General features: G+C 73.1%; 16 protein-coding genes. 8 read left to right on the top strand and 8 right to left on the bottom strand.

Going from position 1 to position 15,461, the window contains the following annotated elements:
* Nucleotides 1–2 precede the first annotated feature (2 nt).
* Complete coding sequence (locus ACIBG4_RS32970) at nucleotides 3–1,193, bottom strand: carbohydrate kinase family protein (RefSeq protein WP_397205322.1); 1,191 nt, start codon at nucleotides 1,191–1,193, stop codon at nucleotides 3–5.
* A 132-nt stretch (nucleotides 1,194–1,325) separates the two neighbouring features.
* Between ACIBG4_RS32970 and ACIBG4_RS32965 the strand changes: the two genes are divergently transcribed.
* Both ACIBG4_RS32965 and ACIBG4_RS32960 read left to right on the top strand, forming a co-directional pair.
* The gene (locus ACIBG4_RS32965; protein ID WP_310713348.1) at nucleotides 1,326–2,084 is read left to right on the top strand and encodes a DeoR/GlpR family DNA-binding transcription regulator; all 759 of its coding nucleotides are present in this window, start codon (nucleotides 1,326–1,328) and stop codon (nucleotides 2,082–2,084) included.
* A gap of 72 nt (nucleotides 2,085–2,156) precedes the next feature.
* Nucleotides 2,157–3,500: a 6-phospho-beta-glucosidase gene (locus tag ACIBG4_RS32960; protein WP_397205320.1), complete on the top strand. Its 1,344-nt coding sequence runs from the start codon at nucleotides 2,157–2,159 to the stop codon at nucleotides 3,498–3,500.
* On the opposite strand, the gene ACIBG4_RS32955 is transcribed toward ACIBG4_RS32960, so the two are convergent.
* Nucleotides 3,497–4,516 (bottom strand): LacI family DNA-binding transcriptional regulator, encoded by a 1,020-nt coding sequence (locus ACIBG4_RS32955; protein WP_397205318.1) that lies wholly within the window; start codon nucleotides 4,514–4,516, stop codon nucleotides 3,497–3,499. The two genes, ACIBG4_RS32960 and ACIBG4_RS32955, sit on opposite strands and share 4 nt — an antisense overlap.
* Nucleotides 4,517–4,724: 208 nt before the next feature.
* Between ACIBG4_RS32955 and ACIBG4_RS32950 the strand changes: the two genes are divergently transcribed.
* Nucleotides 4,725–5,762 carry an asparaginase gene (locus tag ACIBG4_RS32950; protein WP_397205316.1) on the top strand — a complete coding sequence of 346 codons (1,038 nt, stop codon included), beginning with the start codon at nucleotides 4,725–4,727 and terminating at the stop codon, nucleotides 5,760–5,762.
* Nucleotides 5,763–5,792: 30 nt separating this feature from the next.
* Here ACIBG4_RS32950 and ACIBG4_RS32945 read toward each other — a convergent pair whose 3' ends face one another.
* The 3 genes from ACIBG4_RS32945 to ACIBG4_RS32935 all read right to left on the bottom strand — a co-directional run bounded on the left by ACIBG4_RS32945 (nucleotide 5,793) and on the right by ACIBG4_RS32935 (nucleotide 9,007).
* Complete coding sequence (locus ACIBG4_RS32945) at nucleotides 5,793–6,335, bottom strand: dihydrofolate reductase family protein (protein ID WP_397205314.1); 543 nt, start codon at nucleotides 6,333–6,335, stop codon at nucleotides 5,793–5,795.
* Between the two features lie 118 nt (nucleotides 6,336–6,453).
* Nucleotides 6,454–8,334 carry a protein kinase gene (locus tag ACIBG4_RS32940; protein WP_397205312.1) on the bottom strand — a complete coding sequence of 627 codons (1,881 nt, stop codon included), beginning with the start codon at nucleotides 8,332–8,334 and terminating at the stop codon, nucleotides 6,454–6,456.
* A 193-nt stretch (nucleotides 8,335–8,527) separates the two neighbouring features.
* The gene (locus ACIBG4_RS32935) at nucleotides 8,528–9,007 is read right to left on the bottom strand and encodes a shikimate kinase (protein ID WP_397205310.1); all 480 of its coding nucleotides are present in this window, start codon (nucleotides 9,005–9,007) and stop codon (nucleotides 8,528–8,530) included.
* Between the two features lie 70 nt (nucleotides 9,008–9,077).
* Here ACIBG4_RS32935 and ACIBG4_RS32930 point away from each other — a divergent pair, with 70 nt between their 5' ends.
* Complete coding sequence (locus tag ACIBG4_RS32930) at nucleotides 9,078–9,359, top strand: hypothetical protein (protein WP_310713359.1); 282 nt, start codon at nucleotides 9,078–9,080, stop codon at nucleotides 9,357–9,359.
* Between the two features lie 52 nt (nucleotides 9,360–9,411).
* Nucleotides 9,412–9,798: a ChaB family protein gene (locus ACIBG4_RS32925; protein ID WP_310713362.1), complete on the top strand. Its 387-nt coding sequence runs from the start codon at nucleotides 9,412–9,414 to the stop codon at nucleotides 9,796–9,798.
* Between the two features lie 146 nt (nucleotides 9,799–9,944).
* On the opposite strand, the gene ACIBG4_RS32920 is transcribed toward ACIBG4_RS32925, so the two are convergent.
* From ACIBG4_RS32920 to ACIBG4_RS32910, 3 genes are all read right to left on the bottom strand, one after another.
* Nucleotides 9,945–11,771 carry a transketolase gene (locus ACIBG4_RS32920; protein WP_397205308.1) on the bottom strand — a complete coding sequence of 609 codons (1,827 nt, stop codon included), beginning with the start codon at nucleotides 11,769–11,771 and terminating at the stop codon, nucleotides 9,945–9,947.
* 81 nt (nucleotides 11,772–11,852) lie between these two features.
* The gene (locus ACIBG4_RS32915; RefSeq protein ID WP_397205306.1) at nucleotides 11,853–12,950 is read right to left on the bottom strand and encodes an SDR family oxidoreductase; all 1,098 of its coding nucleotides are present in this window, start codon (nucleotides 12,948–12,950) and stop codon (nucleotides 11,853–11,855) included.
* A gap of 2 nt (nucleotides 12,951–12,952) precedes the next feature.
* On the bottom strand, nucleotides 12,953–13,207 hold the full coding sequence (locus tag ACIBG4_RS32910; RefSeq protein ID WP_310713368.1) for a hypothetical protein: 255 nt from the start codon (nucleotides 13,205–13,207) through the stop codon (nucleotides 12,953–12,955).
* Between the two features lie 56 nt (nucleotides 13,208–13,263).
* On the opposite strand from ACIBG4_RS32910, the gene ACIBG4_RS32905 reads away from it, so the two are divergent.
* The 3 genes from ACIBG4_RS32905 to ACIBG4_RS32895 are packed head-to-tail and all read left to right on the top strand — an operon-like array spanning nucleotide 13,264 to nucleotide 15,275.
* The gene (locus ACIBG4_RS32905) at nucleotides 13,264–14,271 is read left to right on the top strand and encodes a DNA topoisomerase IB (protein ID WP_397205304.1); all 1,008 of its coding nucleotides are present in this window, start codon (nucleotides 13,264–13,266) and stop codon (nucleotides 14,269–14,271) included.
* Nucleotides 14,272–14,314: 43 nt separating this feature from the next.
* Nucleotides 14,315–14,563 carry a BON domain-containing protein gene (locus ACIBG4_RS32900; RefSeq protein WP_310713372.1) on the top strand — a complete coding sequence of 83 codons (249 nt, stop codon included), beginning with the start codon at nucleotides 14,315–14,317 and terminating at the stop codon, nucleotides 14,561–14,563.
* Entirely contained in the window at nucleotides 14,556–15,275 is a 720-nt protein-coding gene (locus ACIBG4_RS32895; protein WP_397205302.1) for a metallophosphoesterase, read from the top strand. The genes ACIBG4_RS32900 and ACIBG4_RS32895 overlap by 8 nt, the downstream gene beginning before the upstream one ends.
* Nucleotides 15,276–15,461: the final 186 nt, after the last annotated feature.

Below are 15,461 nucleotides of genomic sequence, written 5' to 3'. Positions count from 1 at the left end.
TGCTACTCCTTCTGAACGGGCACGCGCGGCGCGGCCGGTACGTCGGGCTCCGTGGGCGCCTCCGGAGCGGGCTTCTCCAGGTCGGCGTGCCGGGCGATCGTGGCGGCGGCCCGGCGCACCGCGCCCACCGGGACGGCCGGCACGAGCCGGTCGAGGAAGGCGTACCGGCGGGCCAGCGAGTCGCCGTAGGCGCCGCCGCTCCCGGCCGCGCCCCGCACCCCGTGCCACCAGTCCGCGATGTCGCCCCAGCCCGGCGCGGCCAGCGACCCGCCGAACTGCTGGACGGCCAGCGCCGAGCACACCCCGGCGAACGCCAGCCGGTCGGCCAGCGGCCACCCGCGCAGGGTGCCGAGCACGATGCCGGCGCCGAAGACGTCGCCTGCGCCGGTCGGGTCGAGGGCCCGCACCCGGGGGGCGGGCACGTACGCCTCCTCGCCGGTGGTCGAGTCGATGGCCATGGCCCCGTTCGCGCCGTCCGTGACGACGGCCAGCGGCACCTTGTCGGCGATGGCGTACAGGGCGTCGCGCGGGTTGTCGGTGCCGGTGTAGGCCATCGCCTCGACCGCGTTCGGCATGAACGCGTGGCACACCGAGAGCTGGTCCAGCAGCGACGGCGACCAGGCGCCCGACGGGTCCCAGCCCACGTCGGCGAAGATGAGGGCGCCCTCGCGCTGGGCCAGCTCGGCCCAGTTGCACGCGGCGCCGGGCGGCGCTCCGAGCGGCTCCTCGGCGGAGAGCGTCACGATCACGGCCCTCGACCGGGGCGGATCGCCGATCATGTCGGAGGCCGACATGGGCGCGGGATGGCCGTGGGTCACCATGCTCCGGTCGCGGTCGACGGCCATGGAGACGGTCACCGGCGTGTGCCAGTGCTCGAACCGCCGCGACTTGGACAGGTCCACCGCCTCCTGCTCGGCGAGCGTGCGCCAGCAGAAGTCACCGTAGTCGTCGTCGCCGAACGCGGCGGCCAGCGACGTGCGCAGGCCCAGCCGGCTGGTGGCGATGGCGAGGTTGGCGATGCCTCCCGGACACGAGCCCATGCCCTCGGCCCACGTCTCGGTGCCCGCGGCGGGCATCGCGGGCAGGCCGGTGAACACGATGTCGAGAAAGACGGTGCCCGCTAGGAAGACGTCGAACTGCGGGGCTCCGGGGCTCCGCTGATCGGCGAGAGGGTCGTACGCCTGGGCAGACACGGGTATGGGACCTCCTCGACAGACCGAGATGTGCGCAATCTTGCACGTTTACTCGCGTACATCAAGTGTTTCGTGTGAGCAAATGGTAGAAGATGCTCGTTCATGCGCGTGTTTGACTGTTAGAATCCGATCGTGCTCCAGCACCTCAGGCATGCGGAGATCATGCGCCGTGTCCGGCTCTCGGGGGCGACCAGCGTCCGCGACCTGGCGGCGCAACTGGGCGTGAGCCCGTCCACCATCCGCCGCGACCTGGAGGTGCTCGACCGCGACGGCACGCTCCGGCGCGTGCGCGGCGGTGCCCTGGCCGGCGCCGACGCCGACGCCGACCGGCCCTTCGCCGAGGTGGCCGTGGTCGACGAGCAGGACAAGGAGGCCGTGGCCGCGCGCGCCGCGACACTCGTCGGCGACGGCGACGTCGTCCTGCTCGACATCGGCACCACCACGATGCGGCTGGCCTGCCGGCTGCGCGGGCGCCGCGTCACCGTGGTCACCTCCAGTCTCGCCGTCCTCGACGTGCTCCGCGACGACCCGGTGGTCGAGCTGCTGCTGCTCGGCGGGATGCTGCGCCGGCCGTACCACTCGCTGGTCGGCGTGCTGACCGAGGAGGCGCTCGGACAGGTGTGCGCGGACCGGGTGTTCCTGGGCGGGAGCGGGGTCCGCGCGGACGGCCAGCTCGTGGACACCACCCTCGCCGAGGTGCCGCTGAAGCGCGCGATGATCGCCGCGGCCGGGCAGGTCGTGCTGGTGGTGGACCGGCACAAGTTCCCCGGAACGGGGGCGCTGCGGGTGTGCGGGCCGGAGGACGTGGACGTGCTCGTCACCAACGAGGGCGCCGACCCGTCCACGCTGCGCGCCTGCGCGGACGCCGGCGCCGAGATCCTGCTGGCATGACGACCGTACGACCACCTGTGCGACGACCCCTGCGACGACCCGTGTGACGACGCGAGCATGTGAGGAGATCGGATGAGACTGGCCGTTCTGGGAGGCGGGGGCTTCCGGGTCCCGCTCGTGTACGGCGCGCTGCTGCGCGACACCGCCAAGCCCCGGGTGGAGGAGGTGGTGCTGTACGACGTGTCGCCCGAGCGCCTGGAGGCGGTCGGCCACGTGCTGGCGCAGCTCGCCGCGGGGCACGACGACCCGCCCCTGGTGCGCGTCACCACCGACCTCGACACCGCGCTGCGCGACGCCGACTTCGTCTTCTCCGCCATCCGGGTCGGCGGCCTGGCCGGCCGCACCGCCGACGAGCGGGTCGCGCTGGACCTCGGCCTGCTCGGCCAGGAGACCACCGGCCCCGGCGGGGTCGCCTACGGCCTGCGCACGATCCCGGTCGCGGTGCGCGTGGCCGAGCGGGTGGCCGCCCTGGCCCCCGGGGCGTGGGTCATCAACTTCACCAACCCGGCCGGCATGGTCACCGAGGCCATGCGCCGCGTCCTCGGCGAGCGCGTGGTCGGCATCTGCGACTCGCCGATCGGCCTGGTCCGGCGGGCCGCCTCCGCCCTCGGGCTCGACCCGGCCCGCGTGTCGCCCGACTACGTGGGCCTCAACCACCTCGGCTGGCTGCGCGGCCTGTCCCACCAGGGCCGTGACGTGCTGCCCGGCCTGCTGGCCGACGACACGGCGCTGCGGCAGGTGGAGGAGGCGCGGATCTTCGGCCCCGACTGGGTGCGCACCCTGGGGGCGTTGCCCAACGAGTACCTGTACTACTACTACTTCACCCGCGAGGCCGTCGCCGCGACCTCGGGCCGCACCCGCGGCGAGTCCCTGCTGGAGCAGCAGGAGCGGTTCTACGCGGCGGTGCGCGAGCGGCCCGGACAGGCCCTGGCCGAGTGGACCCGGGCGCGCAGGGAGCGGGACGAGTCGTACATGGCCGAGGCCCGCGACGTCACCGACGCCGGCGAGCGTGACGCCGCCGACCTGGAGGCGGGCGGGTACGAGGGCATCGCGCTGGCGCTCATGGCGGCGATCGCCCGCGGCGAGCCCGCCACGATGATCCTCAACGTGCGCAACGGCGTGGCCGTGCCGGGCCTGCCGGAGGACGCGGTGGTCGAGATCCCGTGCGCGGTGGACGGCTCGGGGGTCAGGCCGCTGGCCACCCGGCCGCTGCCCGGCCGGTTCCTGGGACTCGTCCAGCAGGTGAAGGCGGTGGAGCAGACGGCCATCGAGGCCGCCCTGACCGGCTCGTCGCGGCTGGCGGTCGAGGCGTTCGCGCTGCACCCCCTGGTGGACTCGGTGGGGACGGCCCGCCGGCTCCTCGACGGCTACCGCGCCCGCGTGCCGCAGCTCGCCGAGGTGCTGCCCGGCCGTTAGCCCACGGTCCCGGTCGTCAGCCGCTCGTACAGCGTGGGGTCGCTCGACGCGCGGACGATCAGCTCGGGGCGGAGCAGCTCGCTCTCGGCCTGCTCGCCCCCGAGGACGCGGACGAGCTGCCGCAGCCCCCGGCGGCCCATCTCCCGCATGGGGGAGCGGACCGTGGTCAGCGGCACCGGCAGCTCGGCCGCCGGCGGCGTGTCGTTGAACCCCACGACCGCGATGTCGGCGCCGACCCGCAGCCCGTGGTCGCGCAGCGCGCCGATCGTGCCGATGGCCCCGAAGTCGTTGACCACGAAGACGGCCGACGGACGGGGGCCGGTCGCGAGCAGCCGCTCGGTGCCCGCGCGCCCGCCCTGGGCGTCGAAGCGGGAGTGCACGATCCGGTGCGCGGGGATCGGCAGCCCCGCCTCGCGGAAGCGGTCGGCGAAGCCGCCGGTGCGGTCGATGCCCGTGCTGGCGTACGGCTCGCCGGCCACCACCGCCACGTCCTCGTGGCCCTGCTCCAGCAGGTGGTCGGCGACCATCCGGCCGCCCAGGTAGTCGTCGCACACCACCGCCGGGTGCCCGCCGGCCCGCCGGTTGACCAGCACGAACGGGACCCCGCGCGCGGCCACCTCGTCGAGGAACGACGAGTCGGAGTGGGCGTCACCGAAGATCAGGCCGTCGACGCGGCGGCCGAGGACCATCTCGGTCCGGGCCCGCTGCACCTCGGGGACGTCGCGGGTGTTGGTGACGAACGTGGACAGGCCGTGCTCGGCGGCGGCCTCCTCGACGCCCTCGTAGATGGTCGCGAGAACCATGTCGGACAGGCGGGGGACGAGGACGCCGACGAGGTTGCTGCGCTGCGTGCGCAGGCTCATGGCATGGGGGTTGCGCTGGTAGCCGAGCTCGTCGGCGAGCCGGCGCACCCGCTCGACGGTCGGGCTGGACGCCGCCCGCAGCCCCTCGCCGGGCTTGGCGTGCAGCACGCGTGACACGGTGGAGACATGCAGACCGAGCTGGTCGGCGATCATCTGCAGGGTTACCGGTCGTGCCTTCTCCGCACCCAATGCCCTTCGGCCTCCGGTGAACTCTGGCTCGCCTGGTTCGTGTGCCGTGGCGGGCGGCCGGCGTTTTCTTGATTTTAACGCTGAGTTATTGACATCACTCAGGCGCAGGTCAGATGCTACCAAACGTTTGGCCCAAACGTTTGGGCAATCACGTTCCCTAGGAGGCCGTCGCGTGTCCAAGGTCATCGTCCTGTCCACGGGAGGGACCATCGCCACCCGCCGGGACACGCAAGGGGTGGGCCTGGCCAAGGACGCGGCCGGCGACCTCCTCGGGCGGCTCCCGGCCGATCCCGGCGTCGAGGTGGAGGGCGTGGACGTGCTGCGCGCCGGCAGCTACCTGTTCACACCGGCCGACATGCGCGAGGTCGCCCTGCGCACCCGCGAGGCCCTCGCCGACGACCGCGTGCTCGGCGTCGTCGTCACCCACGGCACCGACACCATGGAGGAGACCGCCTACCTGGCGGACCTCTTCCACGACGACCCCCGGCCGGTCGTCTTCACCGGAGCCCAGCGTCCGGCCGACGCCGTGGACGGCGACGGCCCGCGCAACCTCGCCGACGCGATCACCGTCGCGGCGTCCGGCGCGGCCCGCGGCCTCGGCGTGCTGATCTGCTTCGACGGCGTCGTCCACGCCGCCCGGGGGACCCGCAAGACCCACACGGTCGCGCCGGCGGCGTTCTCCGCGCCCGACGGCGGCCCGCTCGGCCGGGTGCGCGCCGGTGAGGTGGACATCACGCTGACGCCGGTGCGGTCCGAGCCGCTCGACCTGGACGCGTACGACCTCGACGGCGTCCGGACCGACGTCGTGGCCCTCTACCCGGGCTGCGACGACACGGCGCTGGTCGCGGCGGCCCGCGCGGGAGCCACCGGGATCGTGCTCCAGGCGCTCGGCGCGGGGAACGCCAACCCCATCGTCACTCGGGAGGTGGCCCGGCTCACCGAGGCCGGCGTCGTCGTCGCCCTGTCGACCCGGGTCGATGCCGGGCCCGTCGCCGCGCTGTACGGCAACGGCGGCGGCGCGGACCTCGTGGCGGCCGGCGCGATCCCCACCGGGATTCTGCGCGCGTCGCAGGCTCGGGTGCTGCTCGGCGCCCTGCTCGGCTGCCACCGCGACCGCGCCCGGGTGCGCGAGGAGCTGGCGGCGCGCACCGGCGCCTCACACACCAAGGACCGGCCCTGGCCCGCCGGCACGACCGAGAGGACGAGGTGACTTCGAGGAGAACCCCCCACCCGGGGGCCGTCAGCTGACCACGCGCAGCCAGATGTTCGTGGCCAGCGGCGCCTCCGTGAGGCTGAGACGTTCGAGCTTGACGGTCCGCCCGCCCGGATGGTCGAACAGCCGCACCCCGTCGCCCAGCATGATCGGCGCGACGCACACGAAGACCTCGTCGAGCAGCCGAGCCTCCAGGCACTGCCGGGCGACGTCGGCGCCGATGACGTTGACGTACGCGTCACCGGCGGCTGCCCTGGCCGCGGCGACCCCCTCGGCGAGGTCGGCGACGAAGGTGGTCCCCGGCACCTGACGCTCCGGCGGCCGGTGGGTGAGCACGAACTGCGGCCCGCTCCAGCCTCCGCCGAACGCCTTGCCCTCCTTGTCCGTGCCCTTGTGCGGATCGTCGCCGCCGAAGCTGCGGTTGCCCACGAGCAGCGCGCCGATCCGCCCGATCAGCTCCTCCACCGCCGGGTTGGGGCCCAGGTAGTCCGTCAGCCACGACATGTCGCCCCCGGGACCGGCGATGAAGCCGTCCAGCGACATCGTGGCCGAGTACAGCAGCTTGCCCATCGCCCCGCCTCTCCCAGGCCCGGACCTCGTGCCGCTCCATCATGACCCGAGCCGGTGAGAGCCGTCACGGGAGAGACCCGAGTGACCTCCGAGCGACTGCCGGGGCCCCGCGGGGCCGCTAACCGAACGCGAGCCGCTCCCGGCGCCGGTAGCCGGGCCGGGTCAGCGCCAGGAACACCCTGGACGTCCGGCCCGTCCCGGCCAGGAGCCGCTCGGTCTCGTCCCCGGTGGCGTGCCGGTCGAGCCACGGCATCCTGAACGTCATCTCCCGTACGCCGGCCCGCCCGGCGACCTGCCTCTCGACCCGGGCCCAGGCCGCAGGTGGCACCGACACCCTGATGATCGGGAACAGCTCGGCCTCCTCCCCGGCGATGTGCTCGGCGAGGAGATTCAGCATCGGCTTCAGCTCGCGCCCGAGCCGGGCCAGATCGCCGTCCACGGCCGCGTGGCAGCGCTCCAGCAGAGGGCTCAGCGCCTCGTGGCCGCCGGTGTAGGGGGAGAGGTCCACGTCCCGGCCGGCGGCGCGCGCGACGACCGGCCACAGGGCCGCGTCGCCGTCGACGTGGTGATGGATGGCGGTCAGCAGGGACCTGGTGTACCAGCGGACCGCGCCCGCCCGCGCGGAGGTGAACGTGGCGGGCTCCGCCAGCAGGCCGGTCAGGCGGCGCAGGTCGGTGAGCATGGCCCGGTGAGCCACGTACATCGGGGTCAGGTCGGGCTCGCCCTCCCCGCCACGCCCTCCGGACGCGCCCCCCACCGTGGGAACGACTGCGGGACCGGCCCCTTGATCGGTCCCGTGGTCGTCCGCGTGGTCGTCCCCGGTGCGGGTCGCGGTGCCGGGCCGGGGGCCGGTCCGGGCGGGGGGACGTTCGGACGCCCAGGCGCGTAAGCGGGGCCAGGCCCGGACCAGCGCGGCGCTGGCCGGCTCGACGCAGTCGCCGCTGACGGCCACCAGCGTGCCGGCCTCCGCCCGGGTGGGCGGCACGGCCACGCTCCGCCGTACGAGGAGACCGGCCTCCGTGAGCCGGTCCAGGACCCCGTGCGCGTCGCAGCCGACGGCGTCCTCGTCGAGCAGGCGCAGCAGCAGCGCGGGCGCCTCCTCCTGCTGACGCGGCGTCAGCGACGCGAACACCCGCTCGGCCACCTCGCCGAGCGACGGCGGCCCCACCAGCCCCGCCGGCGCCACCAGCCGCCCCCACCCGCTCCAGGCCCCCTCGACGCCGGCGCCCGCACTGCCGGCCGCCGGGACAGGAGGGCGGGGCAGGGCGTCCGCGACCGCCAGGAGCTCCGCGGACGGCGGGCGGTCGGCCGGGTTCTTCGACAGGGCCTGCCCCACCAGGGCGCGCAACGGCTCCGGCAGCGCGTCCAGGTCGGGGTCCACGGCGAGCAGCCGGTGCATCACCTCGCCCAGACTCTCCCCGCGGAACGGGTCGTGGCCCGTGGCGGCGAACAGCAGCACCCCGCCCCAGGCGAACACGTCGGCCTCCGGCCCCGGCCGTCCCCCGGTGAACACCTCGGGGGCCAGGTACGTACGCGTGCCGACCGTGTCCGGGACCGTCACGCCGAGGTCGATCACGGTGGGCCCGTACGGGGAGAGCAGCACGTTCTCGGGGCGCAGGTCCCGGTGGGCGATGCCCACCGCGTGCAGCGAGCGCAGCGCCGTCGCCACCGCGAGGGCCAGCGCGGCCAGCTCCCCGCCCGTGTACGGCCCGTGCCGCTCCACCGCCTGCCGCAGGTCGGGACCCTCGACGAACTCGCTCACGATGTACGGCACGGCCCCGTCGACCCCGACGTCCACCACTCGGGCCAGGTGTCGCGGCGAGACCCGCCAGACGGCGTCGGAGAGCTGGTCGGTGACCTCACCTCGGGGCACCTTGAGCGCGAACCGGCGGCCTTCGTCGTCGTAGGCGTCGTAGACCACGCCCCGCACGCCGGCACCCAGCCGTCCGGCTAGCCAGTAGCCGCCGAGGCTCACGGGGTCGCCCGGCACCAAGCGCATCGTCACTGATGCTTAGATGCCGCCGGAGGGAGATTGGTTGCGCCTCGCGCCGGCCGCCGCCGGGCCTGCCCCGGGAGAGCGGTGGTGACGGCGGTACGGGAGAGGACGTCACAGGTCCTCCGCGCGCCTCGGAGGACCCGTGCGTCATGATCATTATGCCAGCGTCCCGGACGGGGACGACCCGCGCCGGCCGCTAGGAGCCGTCGCCGCCCGCGGACGAGCCCATCTTCCGCAGCACCTCCTCGGCCACCTCCTCGGGCGTCATCCTGCTCACGTCGCACGTCAGGTCGGCGACCTCGCGGAAGTACGGCTCCCGCCGCGCCCGCATCACCGACGGCGCGAACTCCGGCCGGTGGTCGCCGGAGCGCATCCGCTCGGCCAGCACCGCGTCGGGCGCGTCCAGCCACACCACGAACGCCTTGCTCCGCAGCTCCGCGCGTACCCGGGGGTTCTCGACGGTGCTGGCCGCCGCGGTGATCACCTTGGGCTCGCCGCCCAGCTCGGACAGGACGTGCTCGGCCTCCCGCCGGTGGAGGACGTCGGCTCCGTCGCGCGCCACGATCTGCGCCGCCGTGGCTCCGTACCGGTCGAGCAGGAACGGGTCGCTGTCGCTCAAGGGCAGGTCAAGGGCCTGACTGACGAGGCGTCCCGCGGACGTCTTGCCTGAGCCCATAAGCCCGACCATCACTACTGGTTTGTTTTTTGCCATGTGGATAGAGGTTCCTCTTGTCAAGGAGGTACTAATGACCATCGCCGGAAGCATCATCCTCATCATGCTGGGCGCGATCCTCACGTGGGCCGTCGAGTTCGACCTCGCGGGCCTCGACATCAACGTCGTCGGCGTCATCCTCATGCTCGGTGGTCTGATCGGGCTCCTGTTCGGCATCTACCGGATCCAGGTCACCCGCAGGGCGGTAGGACCCATCGACGAGCCGGTGCACCGCCACGAGATCTACGAGGAGCCCGAGGCGCGCCGGACGACGGTGTACGAGGAGCGCCGCCGCTACGACGAGCCCCCGCTGTAACCGCCATCATCAGCCACGAGCGGGGAAGAGCCCCTGCAGGAGGTGAACCGACATGCCAGCCGAAGATGAACTGCCGTCGACGATCCGCCGTTCGCCGAAGAAGGCGCAGGCCACGTGGATGAAGGCGCACGACTCCGCGGTGCAGACGTACGGCGAGGGGCGCCGCGCCCACATGACGGCCTTCGCCGCGCTGAAGCACTCGTTCGAGAAGGTCGGCGACCACTGGGAGCCCAAGTCCGGCAAGGGACCGTCGGACCAGGGCGCCAAGGATCGTTCCGGCCGCACGGCCGAGGGCGTCGACGCCAACGCCAGCAAGGACCACCTGCAGAAGGTGGCGTCCGAGCTGGGCGTCACCGGCCGGTCGAAGATGACCAAGGAAGAGCTGGTCGAGGCCATCAAGAAGGCCAACCGCCGGGCCACCGCCAAGGCCCGCCGTTAGGACGCGCGCCCGGCGGGCCGGCCCGGCCCACCGGTCCGCACATCCCCACCGGTCCGCATCGCCCACCCGTCCCCACCCGTCAGGCCCGCCAGGTTCGTCCCGGCGGGCCGTTCGCCTGCCTCCCCCGCGAAGCGGAGAAGCCGCGCTCAGAGCAGGCGCTTGACCGCGTCGATGATGGCGCGGCGGTCGATGCGCGCGTCCGCGAGCTGCTCCTCCGGCGTGGCCGACCCCGGCAGCCCCCGTACGGCCAGCTTGACCACGCGCGGCCCCAGCTCGCTCACCGCGTCCAGGACCGCGTCGCCGAGGCCGCCCTCGGGCCGGTGGTCCTCGACGGTGATGAGGTTCCCGGTCGTGGTGGCGGCGGCGGTGAGCGCGGCCGTGTCGACGGGCTTGACCGAGTAGAGGTCGATGACGCCCACCGGAATGCCCGCGGCGGACAGCTCGTCGGCCGCCGCGAGGGCCTCGTGCACGGTCACCCCGGCGGTCACGATCGTGGCCCGGTCGGCCGGTGTGTGGCGCAGCACCCGCGAGCCGCCCACGGGGAAGCGCTCGCCGGGCCGGTAGATGACAGGTGTGTCGCCGCGGGTGGTCCGCAGGTACGACACGCCGGAGACGCCGGCCATCTCGGCCGTCAGGGCCGCGGCCTGGTTGGCGTCGCACGGGTAGAGCACCGTGCTGCCGTACACGGACCGGAACATGGCCAGGTCCTCCAGCCCCATCTGCGACGGGCCGTCCTCGCCGATCGCCACGCCGGCGTGCGAGCCGACGATCCTGATCGACGCCTGGCTGACCGCGGCCATCCGGATGAAGTCGTGCGCCCGGGTGAGGAACGCCGCGAACGTCGCCGCGTACGGCACGAAGCCGCGCGCCTGCATGCCGACGGCGGCGGCGACGAGCTGCTGCTCGGCGATGTACATCTCGAAGAAGCGCTCCGGGAACGCCTTGGCGAACTCCTCCGTCCTGGTGGAGTCGGCCACCTCGCCGTCCAGCGCCACCACGTCGCCGCGGGCCGCGCCGAGGGCGGCCAGCGCCTCGCCGTACCCGGTCCTGGTGGCGACGCGCGTGCCCGGCTCGTACTCCGGCAGCGTCAGCGGCCCGTCGTCGAAGCGGTACGGCTGCGGCATGGGCTCCGGCAGGTGCACGTCCACGGTGAGGTTGCGCACGCCGCCCAGCTCGGCGACGGCTGTGTCGGGGTCCTTGAGGGCCTTGCCGTGGGCGCCCTCGCGGTTCTCCACCTCCACGACGCCCTCGCCCTTGCGGGTCTTGGCCAGGATGACGGTGGGCCGCCTGCGGGTGTTGCAGGCGTCGCCCAGCGCGAAGTCGATCTGCCCGGGGTCGTGGCCGTCGATCTCGATGGTGTGCCAGCCGAACGCGCCGAACCGGCGCGCGTACGCGCCGGTGTCCCAGCCGTGCCGGGTGGGGCCGCGCTGGCCCAGCCGGTTCACGTCCACGATGAGCGTCAGGTTGGCCAGCCCCTCGTCGCCCGCCAGCTCGGCGGCCTCCCACACGGAGCCCTCGGCCAGCTCGCTGTCGCCGCACAGCACCCACACCCGGTACGGCAGGCGCTCCAGCCGCCCGGCCATCGCCATGCCCACGCCGACCGGCAGGCCCTGGCCCAGCGACCCGGTGGCCACGTCGACCCAGGGCAGGCGCGGGGTCGGGTGCCCCTCCAGCCGGCTGCCACGCTTCCTGAAGGACAGCAACTCCTCGTCGCCGATGGCGCCCGCCGCCTTGAACAGCGCGTACAGCAGCGGCGAGGCGTGCCCCTTGGAGAAGATCAGATGGTCGTTGGCGGGGTTGTCGGGATGGTCGAAGTCGTAGCGCAGATGGCAGGTGAACAGCACCGCCATCAGGTCGGCGGCCGACATCGACGAGGTGGGGTGGCCCGATCCGGCGGCGGCCGAGCTGCGCACGGAGTCCACGCGCAGCTGGGCGGCCAGCTCGGTCAGGTAGTGCAGATCGCGTTCAGGCATGGTCAGGGCCTCCTCTGGTCGTCCGCCGACTACCCCAACTCGCCCGCTTAACGCCGTGTCCCCGCCGGTCGGGCAGACCTTTCAGCGCTTGCGCCGGAGGAGCGCCGTGGCCGCCGCCGCGCCCGCCGCGAGGCCGAGGAGGACGGGCCGGCGGTGCTGGGACAGCCAGAGCTGGGGGCTGCGCGCGTGCGAGCGCCGGTCGAAGCTGCCGTGGGCGCCGTAGTCCTTGTCCTCGTCGGCCGGCTCCCACAGGTTCGCCACGCCGCTCGGCTGCTCCTCGTCCGTCACCTGCGACTTCATCCCGGTACGCGCCAGGTAGCGGTCCACCAGGGCCGGGGCGACGCGCTCCGCCATGATGGTGGCGGCGGTGGTGATGCCGACCCAGTACTCCTTGCGCTCGGGGTGCTCGGCCGCGTACACGATGCCGCGCGCGGCGACCTCGGGCTGGTAGATGGGCGGCACCGGCTGGGGATGGCGGCGCAGCTTGGACAGCACCCAGTCGAACTGCGGCGTGTTGACCGCCGGGAGCTGCACCAGGGTGATCTTGATGTCGCTGTTCTCGGCCATCAGCTCGGTGCGCACCGACTCGGTGAAGCCCTTGATGGCGTGCTTGGCGCCGCAGTACGCCGACTGCAGGGGGATGCCGCGGTGCGACAGGGCCGAGCCGGTCTGCACGATGGCGCCCCGGCCGCGGGGGCGCATGAGGTCGAGCGCCACGCGGGTGCCCCACACGTAGCCGAGGTAGGTGACGGCGGTGGTCCGCTCGTACTCCTCGGGGGTGACGTCGGTGAACTTGGCGAAGACCGACGAGAACGCGACGTTGATCCACACGTCGATGGGGCCCATCTCGGCCTCGATCTGCTCGGCCGCATCCCGGAGCTGCTCGTAGTCGGCCACGTCGGCCTCGAACACCTTCCCGCTGCCGCCGGCGGCGCCCACGTCCACGGCGGCGGCGCCGAGCCCGGTCGTGCCGCGGGCGATCAGCGCCACCTTGGCCCCCTTGGCGCCCAGCTCGCGCACCACGGCCCGGCCCACGCCGCCGCTGGCGCCGGTGACCACGACGACCTTGCCGCGCAGGTCGTGCGTGCGCAGCCCTTCGGCCGTCTCGGCGACGGCGCCGGCCAGGGAGCCGGCCGGCTCCCCGGCCGAGGTGTCCAGTTCGGTTCGCTGCGGTGTCATGCTCAGCCTGCCTCTCCCACGTTCCTGCTCTTCTGCCGCCGTACGGCCAGCACGATGTCCACGATGGTGACCACGGCCGCGACGGCCGCGATGCCGGTCAGCACCGGGATCCCGGCGATCAGCCCCAGCGCCGCCAGCGCGAGGGCGAACACGAGGATGAACGAGCCGGCCCGGATGTGGACCACGTCCCTCGGCGTGGCCGGCACCATGGGTTTGCCCGACTCCGAGCGCTGTTCCCACTGGTTGTTCTCAGACATGGCGGATCACCTGCCCCTGCCGTTTGGCGCCTAACGTTGGGGGTAGCCGGGCGTCCGTGGCCGAGCTGCATCCCAGTGACCAGAACGAGCCGGGGATCCACCGCCGGCGCCGTGGGCGGGGTTTCGGCTACCACCACGCGGACGGCCGCCCGGTGGACCCGGAGACGCTGGCGCGGATCAAGGCGCTGGTCATCCCGCCCGCGTGGACCGATGTGTGGATCTGCGCCTCGCCGGCCGGTCACCTGCAGGCGGCCGGCACCGACGCCGCGGGGCGCCGCCAGTACCGCTACCACGACCTGTGGCGCGAACAGCAGGACAAGATCAAGTTCGACCGGGTGCTGGAGCTGGCCGAGCGGCTGCCCGACTTCCGCAAGGCGGTGGACGAGGCGCTGCGGGGCCGCGGCCTGACCCGGGAGCGGGTGCTGGCCGCCGCGGCGCGGATGCTGGACGTGGGCTTCTTCCGCGTGGGCGGCGAGACCTACGACACCTTCGGGCTGGCGACCCTGCGGATGGAGCACGTGACCTGCTCGCGGGACACGATCACCTGCGCGTACCCGGCCAAGGGCGACATCCCGCGCGAGGTGGTGATCGCCGACTCCTCGGTGTGCTCGGTGATCAGGTCGCTCAAGCGCCGCCACCCTGACGGGGAGCTGCTGTTCTACCGGCAGGGGCACGGCTGGGTGGACGTGCGCAGCGACGACATCAACGACTACCTCCGCGAGAAGATCGGCGACGACTTCACCGCCAAGGACTTCCGCACCTGGCACGCGACCGTGCTGGCCGCCGTCGGCCTCTCGGTGTCCACGCACGCGGCGGAGGGGCGGGGGGAGGCCGCCCGGAAGCGGGCGATCACCCGGGTGATGCGGGAGGTGTCCGATTACCTGGGCAACACGCCCACCGTGGCGCGCGAGTCGTACGTGGACCCCCGTGTGGTCCAGGCGTACCAGCGGGGACGCACGGTCGCGCCCGTCCTGACCGAGCTGGGAGCCGAGGCGGACTTCGGCCAGCTCGCCACCCATGGCGCCGTAGAACGCGCCGTTATCGACCTGATACGCGCCGTTTGAGGGATTCATACCCGGGCATGCGGCGTCAGGGAAGGAGGCATCCATGGAAGCTCCGCAGTACGTCGCGGCCCGCATCCAGCAGGCGCTGGCCGAGGATGCGCGGACCCACGAGCTCGGCATCCACGTCGACGTCAGAGGGGACCAGCTGTTCCTGCGCGGCCAGGTGAGCGGGAGCGATCAACGCGTACGACTCGGGGAGGTGGCGCACGAGACCGCCCCGGACCTGAAGGTGCACAACGAGATCAAGGTCGTCGTCGTCAACGAGCCGGGGGAGGATGAGCACCTTGACTGAAGTCCGCATAGCGGCCGTGGGCGACATCCATCTGGGCGAGGACGTCCGTGGCGAGTACCGCAAGCGGCTCGAGGGCATCGAGGAGCGCGCCGACGTGCTGATGCTGGCGGGAGACCTCACCCGGCACGGCACGCTGGAGGAGGGCCGGGTGGTCGCCGACGAGCTGCGCGACCTGCCCGTGCCGGTCGTCGCCGTCCTCGGCAACCACGACTACCACTCCGACCTCCAGCACGAGATCGCCAGTGAGCTGCGCGACGCCGGGGTGACCGTGCTGGACGACGACGGCGCGGTCCTCACGTGCGCCGGCACGAGGCTGGGCGTCGTGGGCGGCAAGGGGTTCGGCGGCGGGTTCGCCGGCAAGTGCGCGAGCGAGTTCGGTGAGCGCGAGATCAAGGACTTCGTGGGACACACGCGGCTCATCGCCGAGAGCTGGAAGCTCGCGCTGAAGGAGATGCAGGCCGACCGGCGGGTCCTCCTGTCGCACTACTCGCCCATCAAGGAGACCCTGGAGGGCGAGCCGCTGGAGATCTACCCCTTCCTCGGCAGCTACCTGCTCGCCGAGGCCGTGGACACGGCCGGCGCGGACCTCGTCCTGCACGGCCACGCCCACAAGGGCACGGAGAAGGGCCTGACCCCGGGCGGCATCCGGGTCCGCAACGTGGCGCTGCCGGTGCTGGGCAAGGCGTACGGGGTGTACTGCCTCGAATGCTGAGGCGGGCACGCTGAGGACCCGGGAAGCATCCTGAACCGAGACGTCAGGAACCGAAACTCCGGGAACCGCGCAACAGAAGGGGGGGGGGGGCCCCCCCCCGCCCCCCCCCCCACACAGAAAAAAAGGGAAAGTTTTGTGTTGTTTTGTGGTTTTTTTTTAATATTTAAAAGATAAAGCGGAAAAAAT

The organism is Nonomuraea sp. NPDC050383 (assembly GCF_044459125.1).
Classification (GTDB): domain Bacteria; phylum Actinomycetota; class Actinomycetes; order Streptosporangiales; family Streptosporangiaceae; genus Nonomuraea.
This window is presented reverse-complemented; position numbering and strand designations above follow the sequence as displayed.